We start from the raw sequence: 17,904 nt of genomic DNA, 5'->3' as shown, positions 1-17,904 counted from the left end.
TAAGCATGACTTTTTTAAGGCTTCGTCGTACAATGGAGCAATATGACTATTTTTGAAGCAATAGTACTAGGTTTAGTCCAAGGACTTACAGAATTCATTCCTGTTTCGAGCTCAGGGCATTTAATAATTGGACAGTACCTGTTTGGCGGTAACCCTGACCATTTATTTATCGAATACATAAATATCGGTACTGTTTTAGCCTTGTTGATCTATTTTCGTAAACGCATTAGTGCTGCAATTAGAGACGTAGTAATCGAGCGCAACTTTCAACTACTACGGAACGTGGTAATAACCGCTATTCCCGCAGGTGTTGTGGGATTCACGCTGTCAGATATAATTTCAAGCCATCCCTTTTTTACGAATGTATGGGTAGTGATCGCTTCCTTAGTTGTGGTAGGTACCATTATGATTGTGCTTGAGAAGCTGCCAAAGAAATCACACATAACAGACGGAGAAAACCTGCCGAAAAGTCGCGCATTGGTGATTGGTCTCGCTCAAGTAGCAGCTCTAGTGCCTGGAGTATCGCGTTCGGGATCGACTATTATCGCTGGCCGATTAATGGGACTTGATGCCCGCAAAGCGGCTGAGTACAGCTTTTTAGTATCAATCCCAATTATGCTTGGTGTTATCACTAAACTACTCATAAAGGAATCAGATCGACTCTATGCGGTGCAACATCTGCCACAGCTTGTTATGGGTAATGTCGTAGCACTGATTTCAGGATTATTGGCCGTTGGGTTTTTAATGAAGTACCTCGAGACGAATAGCTTAAAGGTGTTTGGCATCTATAGAATAATAATTGCTCTCGTCCTAGCAGTGTTTCTTCTGTTACAATAGAGGCAATTAACACGTAAGGATTTATAAGTGGAAAAGACATTAATTATTTTTAAGCCTGATGCAGTCGCACGTGGTATTGTTGGCGAAATTTTAACTCGTTTTGAAAAAGTTGGTCTAAAGATTGTCGGCATGAAAATGCTGTACCCTGGTCGTGAGCATTACTACGAACACTACGAAACGATTGGAACGCTTAAAACGCGTAAGGGTGATGAGATTTTTGATGCTACGGTTACCTCAATGCTTGAAGGGCCAGTTATTGCGGCTGTCCTCGAGGGGGTAGAGGCGATCGAAGTTGTGCGAAAAATGGTCGGTTCAACTGAGCCAAAAGGGTCAGCACCAGGAACAGTGCGTGCAGATTATGCACATATGAGTTACAACCACGCAAACACAATTGGCCGTGCTATTCCGAACATCATGCATGCTTCGGCCGATCCTGAAGAAGCAGAGAGAGAAATTTCTCATTGGTTTTCTGAATCAGAGATTTTTGATTACGCTTCTGTTCACGAAGCTTTCACGCACGGGAAGCGAAAATAGAAACGAAGCTGGGTCCGTGAGTCCTAATCTTACGGACCCAGCTTTCCTAGGCTTATAAAGTGCGGTATAGTAAGTCCATAGCACGCCTCGGTAGCTCAATTGGATAGAGCAAGCCCGTCCTAAGGGAGAGGTTGTAGGTTCGAGTCCTATCCGGGGTACCAAAAGGAGAAAAATGGCAGAATTTGCAGGTCAGCGCGAAGGGGAAGAGGTTATATTAGTCTTTCGTAAGCATCCAATTGCTTTAAGAAAGGGTTTCTATATGCTGCTTATTCCGTTTGCGCTCAGTGCAATACCGACATTAATCTGGCCAGGCTACCTTGAAACACTTTGGATAGCCCTAGGAGGTTTTCTGCTTGGGCTCATGTTATTTTTTTACCAATGGGTGGGCTGGTATTTTACCGTGTACATTCTCACCGACCAACGTCTCCGGCAAACGGTGCAACACGGTCTATTTGGTAAGAATATAATTGATGTAACATTGTCAAAAGTCCAAAATATCAGCTATAATATACCTGGTTTTACTGGTGAAGTACTAGGGTTTGGGACCATCGTTCTGCAAACGTATGTGGGAGATCTCATCCTTGATAAAATCCATCACCCTGACAAAATATACAGCACTCTGCAAGATGCAGTAAATAATGCAACGCCAACAACAGCGGAGGCGCAACTACATGAAGAAGATACTATCTAAAATTAAACGCAAGAAGGAAGAGAAGCCTTCGCGTATAACAAACGAAACGGTGGCGGAACACCGCGAACGTATTCTAGCAGGTGGACGAAAATTTAAGTACCCAGTACAATACGCGCGTCATAAGCTTGTAATAAATACAATAGTTATAAGTATTACCAGCTTACTGATAATTATTTTTCTTTGTTGGTGGCAGCTGTATCCAGCACAAAACACGAGCGGGTTCTTTTACCGCTTTACGCAGATCGTACCTGTACCGGTAGCGACAATTGATGGCGAACAGGTGAGGTATAGCGACTATTTAATGCGCTTTCGTAGCTCTCTGCATTTTTTGCAGAAACAGAACATGATCAATATTAATTCCGACGATGGAAAGCGACAAATCGAACACTTGAAGCGTCAATCTCTTGACCAAGCTGTTACAGGAGCCTTTGTTGAAAAACTTGCGCGGGAACGGAATATCACTATTGATTCGGAGCAGATTAACGCTTTTATTACAAAAGAAAGACAGGCTCAGATTACCGTTCTCTCTGAAGAAGCATATGAACAGTCCGTACTGCGCGAATTCTACGATTGGTCACTCGATGAGTATAAGTCGATTGTTCGAAACACTCTATTAAAGCGGGAAGTTTCGTTTGCTATTGATGCCGCCGCCAAGAAGCGGGTGGAAGAAATTAGATCACACCTCGAGAGAGGAGAAGATTTTGCTAGAGTTGCAAAAGATACATCAGATGATCCAACTAAAAATAACGGCGGTGATGTTGGTTTTGTTGCTCGGTCGAGCCAAGATCAGAATGGACTTGTACAAGCGGCGCTATCGCTAAAGGTCAATCAGGTATCTGATATTATTAAAGGCACTGACGGTTATTACATTATTAAGTTACTTGAGGCAGACGAGAAACGGGTCCGATACGCGCGAATCAAAGTAAGTTTGACAGAATTTACACAGTTGCTTGAAACTAAAAAAACAAAAAACCTCCAAGAATACATCGGCATAGCAAAAGAATCAGCTACGCTGCAATAATCGAAGTCCTATGGAAACTGGAAAGGCATTACCTGAGCAATACCTGACTAGAGGATTAAGTGAATTAACTAGTTCAAGAATTTTTATGACTATGGCTGAAGATGACTCAGCCGCGCATCGATGGGAAATATGGCAAGCGGAAGGATTTGCCGAGAAATCGCCAGAAGTTGTCGAAATATTGATAAAGCACCATATCGATAGCCTTCATGGAGCTACCTCATTAAGCCTTGAATGAACGGTAGAACATGGGCTCGTGCCTACCAGTAGACATCGACAACTCGGCATTGTCGCTGTTGGCCTTGAGCACCACTCGCAGCCGCAAAAGCGTGAAGGTATGCACATTGTACCCTGGACTCGGGCTGGTGAGACTATCCGATATGCTGAAAAAAGAGTCGATCTATATGCTAGTTATGAATATGTCACTCCCGAGAATGCAGCAGAGATAGCTGGGTTTTCTACGGATGTGTACGAAGCGCTTCCAGAGTCGCCAATGCGAGACCATATGCTTGGTATAATTGCCGAAGCTCGAGCGTATCTACAGCATCAGCATAGATTTGAAAAACAAGATTTCTTTCCCGTTGTTTATAGTATTGATTCAAACCTCATACCCTCAAATACAGTCATGGAAGGAACTGGTTCAAGAGTGCGACATGATGTTGAAGTGAAAGGAATAATTCCGCTTGAAGCAATTAAAGGAATTTTTGCTCCAAGTGCCAAGCTTGAAACACTGCAAGATTGGCTTAATAGGCATAATCAGGAGCGAATAGCTACTTTGCCACTTGAAAAGCTAAGGTCGCTTGATAAAGCTGAGTACGGTCATCTACTGCGGTAGTATCTTTTCTAACGCTGGTGAATTGATTTTTCTATAGGTTGAAGGTATTGAGGCTTTAGCGCGCTATAACTACGACTATGGCGAGAGAAGGCAATTATTGCATAAATTAGAGTAGTGCTAGCGATGCTACAAAGAGCAGTGGTTGCAATAGAGCTTGAATAACAAAAAGTGGCCTAACACCCAGGCCCACTTTTACTTGCTATATTGTCTCAGGCAGGACCAATCTTGGCGGGCCCGACCGGATTCGAACCGGCGATCTCCTCCGTGACAGGGAGGCGTGATAGGCCTCTTCACTACGAGCCCAAATTATCCATACTTAAGACCTGACTATGATAGCAGGTTTTTGTACTACTGACAATCCCTTCGGTTCGATTTCTCAATGAAAGTGAGGAATGCTATAATACGTATGTTATTCCGCCGCTGTAGCTCAGCTGGTAGAGCGGCGCTTTCGTAAAGCGTAGGTCACCGGTTCGAATCCGGTCAGCGGCTCCATGCGGGTGTCGTATAGTGGTTATTATGTGACCTTCCCAAGGTCAAGAGGAGAGTTCGATTCTCTCTACCCGCACCAGAATAGGTGTTATACTAAATACAATGTTTCAACAAGCAATTAAACAAATAGTTCATGATCGCGCCTTTCTTGTGGTGCTGGTTATTTTATTCCTACTCGCAGTAGGTTATGTCGTGTCGATTGCGTTCCAGATTGCCCCAAGTGATTTGCAGCTGCCAGTGCGATACTCCGCGTTCGGCTTGACTAATTTCTACAGGGATAAGTGGTACTACCTTATTGGTTTTGCGGCTCTGGGATTAGTAATACTAGTCGCACATTTATTAATTGCCATGCGGTTATATATCCATAAGAGCCGTCAATTAGCGGTTGCATTCATGTGGCTGGGTGTGGCTTTTATTGTAACGAGCTATTTTACTGCTTTTGCTTTATTTAAGGTAGTGTCGTTATCACAATGACCGATATTGAAATACCTCTCGGAAAACGCACGAGGGCATATCGTTTCTTTGAAATGCTGCCAGCTTTATTAAGCTATGGTTCAGTCGCACTGCTTATTATATTGAGTTTGTTTAACCCGTTATGGGCAGCCATTTATTTAATCATGATTGTTATTACCTTGGCTGTTCGAGCGATCGCAATCGCGTTCCGCACGACTCAGGGCTATCAAACCCTACAGCGGGCACAGCAAGTTGACTGGAGGGCTCGTCTAGACGATCTCGAGAACCCCCAGCAAGCATTGGGGCAGTACAAAGACGATACTTCTTGGAATGCGCATATCCATAAAAGAAATTTAGAATCATTAGCGGCAAGTCCGGATTGGTACCCCAAGCCCTCTGAATTATATAACGCTGTTATCATAGCAACATACAATGAAAGCATAGATGTACTTGAGCCAACTGTTCAATCATTGCTAGCAACAGACTATGATGCTTCAAGATTGATTCTTGTATTGGCTTACGAAGAGCGCGGCGGTCAGGCGATTCAAAAAACCGTTGAAGAACTCTTTAAAAAATATAGTAATAAATTCTACAAATGCTACTTAGTGAAGCATCCAAAGGACATGCCCGGTGAAGTGATTGGCAAGGGTGGAAATATTACCTATGCAGGCAAGTTCTTAAAAGAACAGCTACCAAAAGAGAACATAAAGTATGAACAGGTTATAATTACAACGCTCGATAGTGACAATCGCCCTCATTCGACTTACTTTTCATACGTGACCTATGAATACATAGTGAACCCAAACAGGTTAAAGCTGGCTTTTCAGCCGATCGCCCTCTTTTTGAATAATATTTGGGACGTACCTGCACCGATGCGCGTATTGGCGGCAGGCAACTCATTCTGGAATATAATAAGTTCATTACGACCACATTCACTCCGGAACTTTGCAGCCCATTCGCAAGGCATGGCAGCATTGGTCGAAATGGATTTCTGGAGTGTGAGGACAATCGTAGAGGACGGGCATCAGTACTGGCGGAGCTACTTTTATTTTGATGGTGACTATAGTGTAGTGCCGATCTATGTTCCGATATACCAAGACGCTGTGCTCTCTGATACATATGCCAAAACGTTGAAAGCACAATTTATTCAGCTTCGAAGGTGGGCGTATGGCGCTTCAGATGTGGCATATGTGGCAACTAGAATCTTTCATAAAAACAATAAGGCGCCGCTACTACCAAGCCTTGCACGTTTCATGCGGCTACTGGATGGCCATGTAACCTGGGCGAGCGTGCCTGTAATCGTGGCATTTGGTGCTTGGGTGCCGTTGTTCTTAAATCACGAAGCTGCCCGGAGTATTATTGCCCATGAACTACCAGTCATCGTAAGCCGCATACAGCAGTTTGCATTGATTGGCCTGTTTGTTACCGTGTTTTGGTCGCTGAGGATGCTTCCGCCGCGTCCTGCGCGCTACAAACGCCGTAGAACGATATTCATGGTGCTCCAGTGGCTTCTTATGCCCATTACTGCGATATGTTACTCGGCTGCGACTGGGTTTTACTCACAGACCCGGCTGCTATTTGGTAAGTACCTTGATAAGTTTGACGTAACGGATAAAGCCGTTGTATCCGATAAGAAATCTAAGAATAGATAATTTGCGTGCCTAGACCCAATTACGGCTTTTTCAGTAAGTGGGTGACATTATGTTGCGCAGCATATTGCATGCCTGCGAGCTTATCAAAATTGTGAACTGTATAAAAGATTAGTCGCTGCAGTTCATCAATCTCTATTTCGAGTAACTGACTCGATGCAAGCTTATCTTCAACTGACTGCATTAGCCAATAACTATCGCTGGCCGCGTCTGATCGATGTGCAAAGCTTTTTAGTATGCTTTGGAGCAGCATACCCGGATTGTAGTTAGACAGTGTTTTATCTTTGGATTTAATTTTGATTTCCTCCGTCACGGCAATACGTTCATATGTCGTAAAGTTATGCCCGCAATTTTGGCACATCCTTCGTCGCCAGACTTGTGGGGTCTTTTTATGCGGACGCGAATTTATTACCGCCGTGTTATGATGACATTTTATACAAATCATGTATATATATTGTCATATCGCTATAATAAATACTAGTGGAAAACCAGTAAAAAATGTGGATTATTTTCTTTTGGAAGTCTGTTTCTGGGGAAGATATTCGTAGTAAAGAGTAAACTTTTCTAACTGAGATGCAGAAGAATGCTTAATATTCTTTTTCATAAATATTATATTATCATACTATCTATAATTATGCAAGTATAAGCAATTTTATACTTATATCATTTATGAGAATACGATCTCAGGACATATATCATTGAAGATGTAACAACTATAAAATTTTGGAGATATGTCGTGTGGAAAACTATCACTAGGGTGTGAATAAAAGAAAGAGACCCGCATGGGTCCCTTTCAGAATGATATCCTGGTGGGCGATAGAGGACTCGAACCTCTGACTTTCACAACGTCAATGTGACGCTCTAGCCAACTGAGCTAATCGCCCGTAACTTTAGATAGCATACCAAACACCCGAAAGTCTTGCAATAATTGATACGAAATATTATTCTATACTTGAACGACGAAGCGGATTAACCGCCCGCTGAGTTCCGTGGGAGTAATGACTACGATAACGTTATTTCATAAGTGCCTGATCAGAAATCAGGAAGTCCGGTGGAACCGCCCGTAATGGGTCCGAGACGTGCATGTAGTATATTCGAGATTCGAATGCGCTCCATGCACGTTTTTAAATGTAGAAGGAGTAAAGGATGCAGGAAGATCAAATTTATGCAATGCGTCACAGCCTGGCCCACATAATGGCAGCGGCTGTTCTTGAAATGTGGCCACAAGCTAAACTGGGTGTGGGACCTGTGGTTGAAAATGGATTTTATTACGATATTGATTTAGGCGAAGAGAAAATTTCTGAAACCGATTTTAAACGAATTGAAAGCCAGATGCGGAAAATTATTGCGCAAAATCAGCCCTTTGAGCATTTTGAATTACCGATTGATGAAGCGGTGCAATGGGCAAAAGACAATGATCAGCCCTATAAGCTCGAATTACTCAATGACCTTAAAAGAGCTGGTACCACCATTGCTCGCGAATTAGACTCGCAAGAGCTGGGCATACCAGCAGAGGGTAAGAGTGTTGTTGATAAAGTTTCATTCTATAAGAACGGTATCTTTGTTGATTTATGTCGTGGACCCCATCTATCAAGCACGGGTAAAGCGGGGGCGTTTAAGCTTCTCAGGGTAGCGGGCGCATACTGGCGTGGTAAAGAGTCTAACCCACAAATGCAACGGCTGTACGGAGTTGCCTTCGGAACAAAAGCTGAGCTTGAGGAGCATTTGCGCCTCCTTGAAGAAGCTAAAAAACGCGATCATCGTAAATTAGGGAAAGAGTTGGATCTGTTTGCTTTCTCTGATTTAGTGGGGGCTGGATTGCCGCTGTTTACCCCACGTGGAACAATTGTCAGGGATCTATTGGGAGACTTTTCTCAAACAATGCAGGCGCAGCACGGTTATCAAAAGGTAACAATTCCTCATATTACCAAGATAGGGCTTTACAAGACCTCCGGGCATTACGAGAAATATCCAGAGCGTTTTATAGTTACCAGCGAAGAATCTGACGATGAATTCATGATGAAGCCAATGAACTGTCCTCATCATATTCAAATCTACGCCAGCCGGCCCCGAAGTTATAAAGAGCTGCCAATCAGATACATGGAGAATGGAGTTGTATATCGAGATGAAAAAGCTGGCGAGCTTCATGGTCTGAGTCGTGTTCGCGCTTCGACGACCGATGATGGACATGTGTTTTGTACAATTGAACAAATTGAAGATGAATTTACAGCAATCATGTCTATGATCAATAATACCTACAAACAGTTTGATATGAAGTTTCGAGCTCGCCTCAGTTTCCGCGACAGCTCTGACGCCTATCTGGGGGATGAAGAATTGTGGCAAAAATCACAGCAAATCGTTGAAGGTGTTGCCAGGAAGCTTAAGCTTGATTATTTTATAGCCGAAGGTGAAGCTGCTTTTTATGGCCCAAAAATTGATATCCTCGTTACTGACGCATTAGGGCGAGAGTGGCAGTGCGCCACTCAGCAGCTTGACTTTATCGGTCCTGAACGCTTTGGATTGACCTATACGGCGGCGGATGGTTCTGAGCAGCGACCCGTCATGATGCATAAAGCACTACTAGGTTCGCTTGAGAGGTTTATGTCAGTATATATTGAGCATACGGGAGGGTGGCTACCGTTCTGGCTCGCTCCAGAGCAGGTTCGTGTGCTAACCCTTAACGATGAAGTAAAAGACTATGTAGACAATATAGCAACTCTATTTAAGGACATTTACTTGAGCCAGCCTGTGAAATATAACGAGCTTCGATACACTATCGATAATAGAAATGAATCGCTTGGCAAGAAGATTCGAGAGGCAACACAACAAAAAGTACCAGTATTGGCTATTGTGGGCCCGAGAGACGTGAGTGCGGAGCAAGTGAGTATACGTCTACGCGATAAAGAAGAGACAATTGCACTTACTGAATTACCGGCCTATTTAACTAGTCTATAAAATCATGCCGAATCGTTTGCTTAGAGATAAGGTTTATGCGATTGTCGCAAGGATACCGAAGGGCCGAGTAACGACTTACGGGGATATTGCTGCGGTCGCCGGCCACCCTTATGCGGCACGGGTGGTTGGGCGGATAGCACATTTTGGTCCAAGCAAATTGCCCTGGCATCGAGTGGTTAATCGGTCTGGTAGTATGGCTCGTGGTTTCTGGGGAGGTATGGAGATTCATGCACAGCTTCTTAAGCAAGAGGGCATAAAAGTGATAAACTATAAAATTGAAAATTTTGAGGACATCCGATGGCGCGAGATAACATCCCTACAATTGTAATTGTGGGTCCAACAGCCAGCGGCAAAACCGCTCTTGGGCTAGAGCTCGCTGAAAAATATGACGGCGAGATTATTTCGGCTGATTCTCGTACCGTATACCGTTATTTAGATATCGGAACTGCTAAGCCGACTCTCGAAGAGCGGTCTCGAGTAAGACATCATTTAATTGATGTCAGGAATCCAGACGAAACTTTCACTGCAGCTGATTTTCAGTCCAGCGCAAAACAAGTAGTTAAAGATATCAAAGCACGTGGCAAAATTCCGTTCATCGTTGGTGGCACCGGATTGTACATCGATGCTTGGCTATTTGACTATAATTTTACATCAAAATCAGACAGTAAAATGCGTGAAATGCTAGAAAAGAAAAACCTTGAAGAATTAATTGAGTATTGCAAGTATAACAACATTGAATTACCGACTAATTTTAGAAACAAACGACATCTTATACGCGCGATTGAGCAGAATGGGATAAACCGACAGAGAAAAGACACAATGCAAGAGGGAATATTCGTTGTCGGAATATCAATGGATAAAACGATGTTGCGCAAAAGAATTGAGCAGCGTGCGCAAAAAATTTTCTCAGAAAATGTTGTAGAAGAAGCTCTAAAAATTGCAGAAAGATATGGCTGGGAGATTGAAGCAATGACGGGCAACATCTATCCTTTATTGAGACAAGTTACTGAAGGGAAAATGAGCATCGATCAGGCAAAGGAAAAGTTTATAACTCTAGATTGGCGGTTAGCCAAGCGCCAAATGACGTGGTTTCGGAGAAATCAGTATATTCGGTGGTTATCCTGGGAAGAAGCACGGCAGTACATTTCAGGTATCCTCGATCGCAAGAAGCAATAGGATATGTTATGATAAAAGGGTTATAGGTTTCAAAAAGTAAAAAATATGATTGATGCATTGTTTGGCTCTAAAACTCGGGTAAAATTACTGCACTTGTTCTTGAATAATCCAGACAGGGCTTTTTACGTACGTGAAATAACACGTAAAATTGATGAACAAATAAATTCTGTGCGACGTGAGCTGGCTAACATGCTGAGCATCGGTATTATTAAGAGCGATAATATTGATAATAAACTCTACTACGAAGTGAATAAGAAGTATACTTATTACGCGCCGCTGAAACAAATATTCTCGGACGGTAAGTTAGAGTCCGAGGCGGCCGCAGCCCTCGAGGCCAATGATTGGGCGGCGAGATTAAAGCCGCTGGGCGACGTTCGAGTAGCTATTCTAAGTGGCAGTTTTGTAAAGAATTCGACAAGTCCAGTAGATATTCTCCTTGTTGGTTCACTGAATAAAAATCAGGTGAAGAAATTTATTCATGAGCTAGAGCAAGAGGAGGGACGCGTTCTTAATTTTACAGTCATGTCTTATGAAGATTTCTACTACCGTATGAGCGTAAAGGATAAATTTATAAATGAGATTCTCAGTGGCAAGTCAACGATAGTGCTTGATTCCGACAGTGTATTAACCGAGAAGCAGAAATAGGAGAAGAAATATGGAAATTGAATATAAGGGTGGTAATTGCGTTGTAATATATACTAAGAAGTCGGTCTTGCTAATCGATCCAAAGATTGAAGCTCTAGACAATAGAGAGATTAGTATTAAGAACAGCATTCAAATTGCGACGCAAGAAAAATTCGGAAGCTCGAAGGCGGAAGGTTTGCAATTTGAAAGTCCCGGTGAATACGAGGTTGCCAACGCATCTATAAAGGGTATTGCCGCAAGAACACACCTTAATGATAGTGAAGTTAAAAACGCAACAATGTACAATATCGACATGGAGGACATCCGCCTGGGGGTGATTGGCCATGTTGCTGCCGATATAAGCGACGAACAGCTGGAAGAGCTCGGAACTGTAGATGTCTTGATTATCCCTGTAGGTGGCTATGGCTATACGCTAGAGCCACATGAAGCCATCAGCCTTGTTAAGCGCATTGGTCCTAAGGTTGTTATACCGACGCACTATTCGGACGAAGAAACAATCTACTCTATCGCTCAAGGCGGTCTCGATAGTTTCCTAAAGGAGCTGGGGGCGCCTACAGAGACCGTTAATAAATATAAAATTAAATCTACAACTTTGCCCGAAGTTCTTACCGTTGTAAAAGTTATACAATCATAACCCTCAATGAAACCAAGCACCTAAAAAGCCCCTTGTCAGGGGCTTTTTAGGTGCTTGGTTACTTGGCTAATGCAAGGTCCTTCGATCCAGCTTTCGGCAGGACGCCCTTTTTCTTTAAGGTGCGAATTGCCTGCGTGCTTAGGTGCATCGTTACCTTTTGGCCATCGACGACAAAAGTCTTCTTTTGGAGGTTAGGTAGGAATACACGCTTAGTACGTCGTAATGAAAAGCTTACTTTATGACCATGCTGCGGGCCTTTACCGGTAAGTTCGCATCGTGCTGCCATAGTGTTAATCTCTTTTACTTATCTATACAATGTTACCGTTTTTTAGTTATTGCGTCAAGTCCTGATATACTTAATCCATGGACATTTCTTATATTCTAACCGTACTGGCAGTAATCTTGCTATCCATGACGTTGCATGAGGCAATGCACGCATTTGCGAGTTATTGGCTGGGAGATGATACTGCGCGTCTTGAAGGCCGTCTTACGCTTAATCCTATTGCACACATCGATCCCTTTATGACAATACTTTTGCCGATACTGCTTGCAATTAGCGGAGGGCCAATTTTTGGTGGCGCTAAGCCAGTGCCATTTAACCCTATGCGTGTTCGTTTTGGTGAGGTTGGGGCAGCGCTTGTTGGTCTCGCAGGGCCACTTACAAACCTGGCTCTTTCCTTTATTGCTTTTGCTGTTTATGCACTGGGAGGCGCCGAGTCAGCGATGGCTGATTTTTTACGTATCGCAGTAACGGTTAATCTGGGCTTTTTCATTTTTAACATGATTCCGATCCCGCCTCTTGATGGTTCACGATTGCTCTATGCCATTGCTCCAGATAGCGTACGGAGAGTAATGGCGCAAATGGAACAATACGGTATTATTATAATTTTTGCTATTGTGCTCCTATTTAATGCTCAGCTTGGCATGGCGATGGAAGCAGCAATGAACTTTTTCCTTAGTATATACGGCACGCTTTTCGGCCTCGAAGTGTGATATAATCATAGAGTCCGGTATGGAATTTAGGGTGTAAAGATTTCCTGAACAGATATTGATAGGGAATCCAATGATGGTTTACTCTCGTGGGAGTAAGTTGAGGATACCCACCTTGCATGCACGTGCAGGGAATATCACGCATCCTAATCTATATCGGATTTCATTATAATCCGGGGTGTAGCGCAGCTGGTAGCGCGTACGGCTGGGGGCCGTGAGGTCGCAGGTTCAAGTCCTGTCATCCCGACCAACAGAATTTATTTATGAAACAAAAGATTACCGTGCGGGCATTAGTGCGAGAAAACGGCAAGACGCTTCTGCTAAAACGAGCAAGTGGGCGTGAAGCGATATTGCATAAGTTTGAATTGCCTGGAGGAGAAGTCCTGCCTGGTGAACAGCCTGAAGATGCACTCAGGCGACTTGTACGAATGAATACGGGTATCGAAATCGAGACTCTTCAGTTATCGGATGTATTAAATTTCAGTGACACTGAAGCAGGAGTGTATGATCTGGTCATTTTATATTTGGCAAGCGTTCGTGTAGTTAATATTACATTGAACACAGAGAAGTACAGTAAGTTTCGGTGGCAAAAGATGTCAGATATGCATCAGAATGAACTTACCGACACTACAGTTACGTTGTTAAAAATGCAATCAACAGAGCAAGCTTACGCGATGGGCCTCCCAATTGCTGCTGATGTAGTAATTTATTCAGACGGCGGATCAAGAGGGAATCCTGGGCCGTCTGCTGCGGGTTATGTCATTTATGATTCCCACGAGAACTTGTTAGATGAGGGTGGGAGCTATCTTGGTATTACCACCAATAATCAAGCAGAGTATCAGGCGGTATACCTAGGACTACTGAAGGCGGGCCAATTTACTTCTGGCACAGTAGAATTTAGGATCGATAGTCTACTGGTGGTTAATCAGATGAAAGGCATTTATCAAATTAAAAACCGTGATCTGTGGCCAATTCATGAGAAGATAAATGAACTTAAGAAAAAATTCAAAAAAGTAAACTTCGTTCATGTCAAAAGAGAGTTTAATCAGTACGCTGATAGTATCGTGAATAGAACTTTAGATGAGCGAGCTAGACTTTAACGCCTTAATGCGATAGTATATCAAAGGGCAGGTCATTGAGCGATCGCTTGTGTTTATCACAAGAGGAAAGTCCGGGCAGCACAGGATATGGTAGTTGTTAACGACAACCGGGAGTGATCCTAGGGAAAGTGCCACAGAAACGAAACAGCCTCTTTACGAGGCAAAGGTGAAACGAGTGGGGTAAGAGCCCACAGTCAGCTATGGTGACATAGATGAGAGGTAAACCCTACCAGCTGCAAGGGGCCTACGTCTGCTTAATGCAGTGGTGATCCGCCAGTAGGTCAATAACCGCTTGATCATATAGGCAACTATGTGACTAGATAGATGACCGCTCACGACAGAACCCGGCTTATAGATGATGTGCCTCATTAAAAAACCGTCCGTATGGACGATTTTTTAATATGGTTATTCTGTCTCCAAAACTTACTTTGCGGCGATTTTTACAATCTCAGAAAATACCTGCGGTTCGCTAACAGATAGTTCAGCCAGTACTTTGCGATCAAGCTCAATATTGCTTTTCTTGAGGCTAGCAATAAATGCACCGTAAGTTGTACCGTTTTCTCTTGCAGCGGCATTGATACGAGTAATCCATAGCCCTCGTAGGTCGCGTTTTTTATTGCGGCGATCACGATAGGCATATTGTAGTGCCCGAATTACTGCTTGCTTGGCAAGCCGAAATGAGCGTCGACGCGCGTGTTGCATGCCTTTAGCGGCTTTGATGATTTTCTTATGTTTGCGGTGTGCAGTGACGCCTCTTTTAACTCGCATATTATACTCCTAGTGCTCGCTTGATATTTTTACGAATTGAACCAGTGATCTCGGCACTCTTGCCGATAACACGCTTTCGGCTTTTGCTTTTATGTGACAAAAGGTGCCCGCCACCTGCACGTTCACGAAGAAGCTTACCGCCAGCTGTTTTCTTCACTCGCTTCGCAGTACCCTTGTGAGTCTTGATCTTTGGCATTACTTACTCCTTACTACTATGCTCAAATTGCGACCAGCCATTTGAGGTTTTTGCTCAATAATTGCTTCTTCGGAAAGTTTGTCGATTATTTTATTTATCATCTCAAAACCCAAATCGGTATGTGCCATCTCACGGCCACGGAAGAAAATCATTATTTTCACCTTATGACCGTGCGTCAAGAAACCGCGGATTTTACGTAACTTTATCTCAAGATCGTTATCACTAATCTTGAGTCCCAGGCGCATCTGCTTAAGCTCGCTTGTCTTAGCGCTCTTGCGATTACGCTGTAGTTCCTTCATCTTCTGGTATTGGTATTTGCCCCAGTCGATGATTTTGACAACCGGTGGATTAGCAGAAGGTGAAATTTCAACTAAATCCAATCCAGCTTTCTGGGCGGCCTCAAGGGCTTCAGCTCGAGACATGATTCCTAGTTGGTTTCCCTCGGCACCAACTACACGAAGCTCAGAGGCTCGTATAGCTTCGTTTATGCGAAGTGACTTATTAATAATGCTCCTCTTTCCAGTGATGCAATTATGTATTTTTACTCATAGGGCATTATATCAGATCAGAAAGCTACTTTCAACAGTTATCCACATAGTTTTCAGTGAGGTTACAGTCTGAATTGAAGGGCTTCACTGATGTGAGATTCGCTTATTACGTCGTCGCCTTCAAGATCAGCAATTGTCCGAGCTACTTTGATTATTTTAAAATACGATCTCACCGAAAAATTTAGACGCTCTGACGCGAGTTGTAATAATCTCTGGGCGTCAGATGACAAATTAACACGTTCAATAATATTCGTGCTACCAAGGGAGGCATTTGTTGTGGTGTCATTGTAACGTTTGTATTGCAGTGATCGTGCTCGAATGACCGCCTCCCGATAGTTGTGACGAGGAGCTTCTTCTGCGCCTAACAGCTTTCCATAGTCAATACGGGATACTTCAACGAGAAGATCGAACCTGTCTAGGAGAGGGCCAGAAATACGTTTCTGATAATTATTAATTTGGATCTGGGTGCAGGAACATTCTTTTATGGTATCTCCCAGATAGCCACAGGGACAAGGGTTTTGAGTGGCTATAAGCATAAAATTAGCAGGAAAAGATACTTTTCCATTTGCCCGGCTAAGAGTAATGACGCGATCTTCAAGTGGCTGCCTGAGTGATTCAAGAGCTTGGCGCGAGTACTCGGGCAGCTCATCTAAAAACAATACTCCTAGATGAGCCAGGCTAATCTCGCCTGGCCGTGGGTAGTGGCCGCCGCCGACAAGAGATATATGACTCGCTGTGTGATGTGGGGTGCGAAAGGGGCGAGCTGCAAGTAGCCCGTTCATCGGCTCACCAGCTGCGCTATGTAATTTAGTGATCGCAATTCTTTCTTCTATTGTTAGTGGAGGCAAAAGATCTGGTAATGCTTTTGCGAGCATGGTTTTACCGGTGCCAGGAGGGCCAGTCAATAGAAGGTTGTGATGTCCGGCTGCAGCAATCATGAGCGCGCGTTTAGCGTGAGCCTGTCCGCGGACGTCATTAAGAGATGTCGATGACTCAACGATAGTATCTTTAACGATGGGTGAGTGGGGACGAAGGCGCAATTCGCCCTTTAGATGCAAGAAAAGCTCGCTTAATGTTGTGATCGCATATACTTTGACTCCTTTCATAATTGCCGCTTCGTCGGCGTTCTCTTTTGGAACAAAAATACGTGTAATACTTGCACTGGCTGCCGCTTCACTGAAATAAATACTTCCCGGCACTGGACGTAGTGCACCGTTGAGAGCGAGCTCACCAACAAATAGTGCATCGGAGACGTCGTCTTTTCGGAGTTGACCGCTCACGGTTAAAATGGCGATTGCTATAGGAAGATCAAAATGGGCTCCATGCTTTGGAAGGTTTGCCGGTGCCAGGTTTATCGTCACTCGCCTAGCCGGAAACTCGAGGTTGCTATTTTGAATGGCGCTTCGTACCCGGTCTTTAGCTTCATCAATAGCTTTATTGCCGAGGCCGACAATTTGCAGAGAAGGCAAGCCTTTTGTGCTATCGCATTCAACTTCAATTATTCTTGCTTCGAAGCCGACGCTAGTTGCAGAAAAGATTTGTGCTGTCATGGTGCATAAAGTAAAGCATAGTTATGGTCAAAAAATATATACTGTGTTATAATTACTACATATGGGGCTGATTTACGCTTCGACATATGGACATTGACAGGTCATTCTGCAGGTCGCTTCACAACGTACTGTGTAATTTAACTGCAAACAATTTTGTTGCAAAGGCTACTGCCGCAGTGAAGAGCTTCTTTGCTCCTCAACTTGCGCTTAGCCGCGTTACCGCTTAATTTTGGTAGCCATCGCCTTTGTGTAGGCAACATGTCACTTAGGCGGTGATATATTTATGTTGCTCGGTTAGTAGTAGGGCAGCAACTGCACTAGCGACATTTCATTGCGCGCCTTTCTAGCTAATTTTTGTTAATCTTTTATGCTAGTGGGCGTTACCCTTAAGATTAACTAAGCTTGTAGACGAATGACCGATCACCATATGGACCGGGGTGCGATTCCCCGCAGCTCCACCAAAAGAGACTTTCGTAGAAACGAAGGTCTTTTTTTTTGATGCTGTAGTTAAACAAAAATCTATTTAGATCCTGCCTATCGTAATAAAAAACAACCGCCTGCGAGTAGCGGTTGTTTAGTGTTTTGTTCATGTTTATTTTTGAACTTCTGAGTAAGTTTTTTATTCAGAAGTTACCTCTATAATATGCCTTCAAAATGCTACTGTCAATAGTTTTTTGAGCAAATTAATTATATGTGGAAAAACTAAATTTTGTATAGTATGCGGCGTGGAAGCACTTGACTTTCGAACATGCTTGTGCTAATAATAAATATAAGCTTTACCAAAAACAAAAAACCAAACGCACCTTACAAAACAAAATCCAAACCCCAAAACAAAC

Annotated in this window: 21 protein-coding genes, 5 tRNA genes and 2 other RNA genes; 20 read left to right on the top strand and 8 right to left on the bottom strand. The window is 43.4% G+C overall.

Annotated features, from left to right (window positions below; all coding sequences use genetic code 11):
- The first annotated feature begins 42 nt into the window (after positions 1-42).
- From VD907_05275 to VD907_05250, 6 genes are all read left to right on the top strand, one after another.
- Positions 43-837 (top strand): undecaprenyl-diphosphate phosphatase, encoded by a 795-nt coding sequence (locus VD907_05275; GenBank protein HYG84258.1) that lies wholly within the window; start codon positions 43-45, stop codon positions 835-837.
- 27 nt (positions 838-864) lie between these two features.
- A complete protein-coding gene (locus VD907_05270) occupies positions 865-1,371 on the top strand; it encodes a nucleoside-diphosphate kinase (protein HYG84257.1) in 507 nt (168 codons plus the stop codon).
- Between the two features lie 172 nt (positions 1,372-1,543).
- Positions 1,544-2,062 (top strand): PH domain-containing protein, encoded by a 519-nt coding sequence (locus tag VD907_05265; GenBank protein HYG84256.1) that lies wholly within the window; start codon positions 1,544-1,546, stop codon positions 2,060-2,062.
- Positions 2,010-3,083 (top strand): peptidylprolyl isomerase, encoded by a 1,074-nt coding sequence (locus VD907_05260; protein ID HYG84255.1) that lies wholly within the window; start codon positions 2,010-2,012, stop codon positions 3,081-3,083. Before VD907_05265 ends, VD907_05260 begins: the two co-directional genes overlap by 53 nt.
- A 10-nt stretch (positions 3,084-3,093) precedes the next feature.
- The gene (locus VD907_05255; protein ID HYG84254.1) at positions 3,094-3,318 is read left to right on the top strand and encodes a hypothetical protein; all 225 of its coding nucleotides are present in this window, start codon (positions 3,094-3,096) and stop codon (positions 3,316-3,318) included.
- A gap of 18 nt (positions 3,319-3,336) precedes the next feature.
- Complete coding sequence (locus VD907_05250; GenBank protein HYG84253.1) at positions 3,337-3,915, top strand: hypothetical protein; 579 nt, start codon at positions 3,337-3,339, stop codon at positions 3,913-3,915.
- A 226-nt stretch (positions 3,916-4,141) separates the two neighbouring features.
- Here VD907_05250 and VD907_05245 read toward each other — a convergent pair.
- A tRNA-Asp gene (locus tag VD907_05245) sits at positions 4,142-4,218 on the bottom strand.
- A 113-nt stretch (positions 4,219-4,331) separates the two neighbouring features.
- Here VD907_05245 and VD907_05240 point away from each other — a divergent pair.
- From VD907_05240 to VD907_05225, 4 genes are all read left to right on the top strand, one after another.
- Positions 4,332-4,407 (top strand) — tRNA-Thr (locus tag VD907_05240).
- A 1-nt stretch (position 4,408) separates the two neighbouring features.
- Positions 4,409-4,483 (top strand) — tRNA-Gly (locus tag VD907_05235).
- A gap of 23 nt (positions 4,484-4,506) precedes the next feature.
- A complete protein-coding gene (locus VD907_05230) occupies positions 4,507-4,878 on the top strand; it encodes a hypothetical protein (GenBank protein ID HYG84252.1) in 372 nt (123 codons plus the stop codon).
- Positions 4,875-6,509, top strand: coding sequence for a glycosyltransferase family 2 protein (locus VD907_05225; protein ID HYG84251.1), 1,635 nt, complete (start codon positions 4,875-4,877; stop codon positions 6,507-6,509). Before VD907_05230 ends, VD907_05225 begins: the two co-directional genes overlap by 4 nt.
- Positions 6,510-6,528: 19 nt before the next feature.
- Here the strand turns inward: VD907_05225 and VD907_05220 are convergent, their stop codons facing one another.
- Positions 6,529-6,819, bottom strand: coding sequence for a hypothetical protein (locus tag VD907_05220; protein HYG84250.1), 291 nt, complete (start codon positions 6,817-6,819; stop codon positions 6,529-6,531).
- Between the two features lie 494 nt (positions 6,820-7,313).
- Positions 7,314-7,390, bottom strand: a tRNA-Val gene (locus VD907_05215).
- Between the two features lie 262 nt (positions 7,391-7,652).
- Here VD907_05215 and thrS point away from each other — a divergent pair.
- Genes thrS through VD907_05190 form a run of 5 tightly spaced genes read left to right on the top strand, consistent with a single transcriptional unit; the run spans position 7,653 to position 11,916 of the window.
- A complete protein-coding gene (gene thrS / locus VD907_05210) occupies positions 7,653-9,461 on the top strand; it encodes a threonine--tRNA ligase (protein ID HYG84249.1) in 1,809 nt (602 codons plus the stop codon).
- Positions 9,462-9,465: 4 nt separating this feature from the next.
- Positions 9,466-9,789: a methylated-DNA--[protein]-cysteine S-methyltransferase gene (locus VD907_05205; protein ID HYG84248.1), complete on the top strand. Its 324-nt coding sequence runs from the start codon at positions 9,466-9,468 to the stop codon at positions 9,787-9,789.
- Entirely contained in the window at positions 9,759-10,637 is an 879-nt protein-coding gene (locus VD907_05200) for a tRNA (adenosine(37)-N6)-dimethylallyltransferase MiaA (protein HYG84247.1), read from the top strand. Before VD907_05205 ends, VD907_05200 begins: the two co-directional genes overlap by 31 nt.
- Before the next feature lie 45 nt (positions 10,638-10,682).
- Entirely contained in the window at positions 10,683-11,282 is a 600-nt protein-coding gene (locus tag VD907_05195; protein HYG84246.1) for a transcriptional regulator, read from the top strand.
- Positions 11,283-11,292: 10 nt separating this feature from the next.
- Positions 11,293-11,916 (top strand): MBL fold metallo-hydrolase, encoded by a 624-nt coding sequence (locus VD907_05190; GenBank protein ID HYG84245.1) that lies wholly within the window; start codon positions 11,293-11,295, stop codon positions 11,914-11,916.
- Positions 11,917-11,974: 58 nt separating this feature from the next.
- Here the strand turns inward: VD907_05190 and rpmB are convergent, their stop codons facing one another.
- A complete protein-coding gene (gene rpmB, locus VD907_05185) occupies positions 11,975-12,202 on the bottom strand; it encodes a 50S ribosomal protein L28 (GenBank protein ID HYG84244.1) in 228 nt (75 codons plus the stop codon).
- 77 nt (positions 12,203-12,279) lie between these two features.
- Here rpmB and VD907_05180 point away from each other — a divergent pair, with 77 nt between their 5' ends.
- From VD907_05180 to rnpB, 4 genes are all read left to right on the top strand, one after another.
- On the top strand, positions 12,280-12,909 hold the full coding sequence (locus VD907_05180) for a site-2 protease family protein (GenBank protein ID HYG84243.1): 630 nt from the start codon (positions 12,280-12,282) through the stop codon (positions 12,907-12,909).
- Between the two features lie 171 nt (positions 12,910-13,080).
- Positions 13,081-13,156, top strand: a tRNA-Pro gene (locus VD907_05175).
- A 13-nt stretch (positions 13,157-13,169) separates the two neighbouring features.
- A complete protein-coding gene (locus tag VD907_05170; protein ID HYG84242.1) occupies positions 13,170-14,006 on the top strand; it encodes a reverse transcriptase-like protein in 837 nt (278 codons plus the stop codon).
- Between the two features lie 27 nt (positions 14,007-14,033).
- Positions 14,034-14,374: RNase P RNA component class A (gene rnpB / locus VD907_05165), an RNA gene on the top strand.
- A 55-nt stretch (positions 14,375-14,429) separates the two neighbouring features.
- Here rnpB and rplT read toward each other — a convergent pair.
- From rplT to VD907_05145, 4 genes are all read right to left on the bottom strand, one after another.
- Positions 14,430-14,774 carry a 50S ribosomal protein L20 gene (rplT, locus tag VD907_05160; protein ID HYG84241.1) on the bottom strand — a complete coding sequence of 115 codons (345 nt, stop codon included), beginning with the start codon at positions 14,772-14,774 and terminating at the stop codon, positions 14,430-14,432.
- Between the two features lies 1 nt (position 14,775).
- On the bottom strand, positions 14,776-14,970 hold the full coding sequence (rpmI, locus tag VD907_05155) for a 50S ribosomal protein L35 (protein ID HYG84240.1): 195 nt from the start codon (positions 14,968-14,970) through the stop codon (positions 14,776-14,778).
- Positions 14,970-15,458, bottom strand: coding sequence for a translation initiation factor IF-3 (infC, locus tag VD907_05150; protein HYG84239.1), 489 nt, complete (start codon positions 15,456-15,458; stop codon positions 14,970-14,972). The genes rpmI and infC overlap by 1 nt, the downstream gene beginning before the upstream one ends.
- A gap of 122 nt (positions 15,459-15,580) precedes the next feature.
- Complete coding sequence (locus VD907_05145) at positions 15,581-17,068, bottom strand: YifB family Mg chelatase-like AAA ATPase (GenBank protein ID HYG84238.1); 1,488 nt, start codon at positions 17,066-17,068, stop codon at positions 15,581-15,583.
- A gap of 63 nt (positions 17,069-17,131) precedes the next feature.
- Here VD907_05145 and ssrA point away from each other — a divergent pair.
- Positions 17,132-17,529: a transfer-messenger RNA gene (gene ssrA, locus VD907_05140) on the top strand.
- The last annotated feature ends 375 nt before the right edge of the window (positions 17,530-17,904 follow it).

It is taken from the genome of Verrucomicrobiia bacterium (genome assembly GCA_035629335.1).
In the GTDB taxonomy this organism is placed as follows: Bacteria; Patescibacteriota; Saccharimonadia; order Saccharimonadales; family Saccharimonadaceae; genus DASUUR01.
This window is presented reverse-complemented; position numbering and strand designations above follow the sequence as displayed.

What these genes read in the sequence shown, in the direction of transcription:
- VD907_05275 (HYG84258.1), top strand. Translation starts at nt 43, where the DNA reads ATGACTATTTTTGAAGCAATAGTACTAGGTTTAGTCCAAGGACTTACA.
- VD907_05265 (HYG84256.1), top strand. Translation starts at nt 1,544, where the DNA reads ATGGCAGAATTTGCAGGTCAGCGCGAAGGGGAAGAGGTTATATTAGTC.
- VD907_05260 (HYG84255.1), top strand. Translation starts at nt 2,010, where the DNA reads ATGCAACGCCAACAACAGCGGAGGCGCAACTACATGAAGAAGATACTA.
- VD907_05255 (HYG84254.1), top strand. Translation starts at nt 3,094, where the DNA reads ATGGAAACTGGAAAGGCATTACCTGAGCAATACCTGACTAGAGGATTA.
- VD907_05230 (HYG84252.1), top strand. Translation starts at nt 4,507, where the DNA reads ATGTTTCAACAAGCAATTAAACAAATAGTTCATGATCGCGCCTTTCTT.
- VD907_05225 (HYG84251.1), top strand. Translation starts at nt 4,875, where the DNA reads ATGACCGATATTGAAATACCTCTCGGAAAACGCACGAGGGCATATCGT.
- thrS (HYG84249.1), top strand. Translation starts at nt 7,653, where the DNA reads ATGCAGGAAGATCAAATTTATGCAATGCGTCACAGCCTGGCCCACATA.
- VD907_05205 (HYG84248.1), top strand. Translation starts at nt 9,466, where the DNA reads ATGCCGAATCGTTTGCTTAGAGATAAGGTTTATGCGATTGTCGCAAGG.
- VD907_05200 (HYG84247.1), top strand. Translation starts at nt 9,759, where the DNA reads ATGGCGCGAGATAACATCCCTACAATTGTAATTGTGGGTCCAACAGCC.
- VD907_05195 (HYG84246.1), top strand. Translation starts at nt 10,683, where the DNA reads ATGATTGATGCATTGTTTGGCTCTAAAACTCGGGTAAAATTACTGCAC.
- VD907_05190 (HYG84245.1), top strand. Translation starts at nt 11,293, where the DNA reads ATGGAAATTGAATATAAGGGTGGTAATTGCGTTGTAATATATACTAAG.
- rpmB (HYG84244.1), bottom strand. Translation starts at nt 12,202, where the DNA reads ATGGCAGCACGATGCGAACTTACCGGTAAAGGCCCGCAGCATGGTCAT.
- VD907_05180 (HYG84243.1), top strand. Translation starts at nt 12,280, where the DNA reads ATGGACATTTCTTATATTCTAACCGTACTGGCAGTAATCTTGCTATCC.
- VD907_05170 (HYG84242.1), top strand. Translation starts at nt 13,170, where the DNA reads ATGAAACAAAAGATTACCGTGCGGGCATTAGTGCGAGAAAACGGCAAG.
- rplT (HYG84241.1), bottom strand. Translation starts at nt 14,774, where the DNA reads ATGCGAGTTAAAAGAGGCGTCACTGCACACCGCAAACATAAGAAAATC.
- rpmI (HYG84240.1), bottom strand. Translation starts at nt 14,970, where the DNA reads ATGCCAAAGATCAAGACTCACAAGGGTACTGCGAAGCGAGTGAAGAAA.
- VD907_05145 (HYG84238.1), bottom strand. Translation starts at nt 17,068, where the DNA reads ATGACAGCACAAATCTTTTCTGCAACTAGCGTCGGCTTCGAAGCAAGA.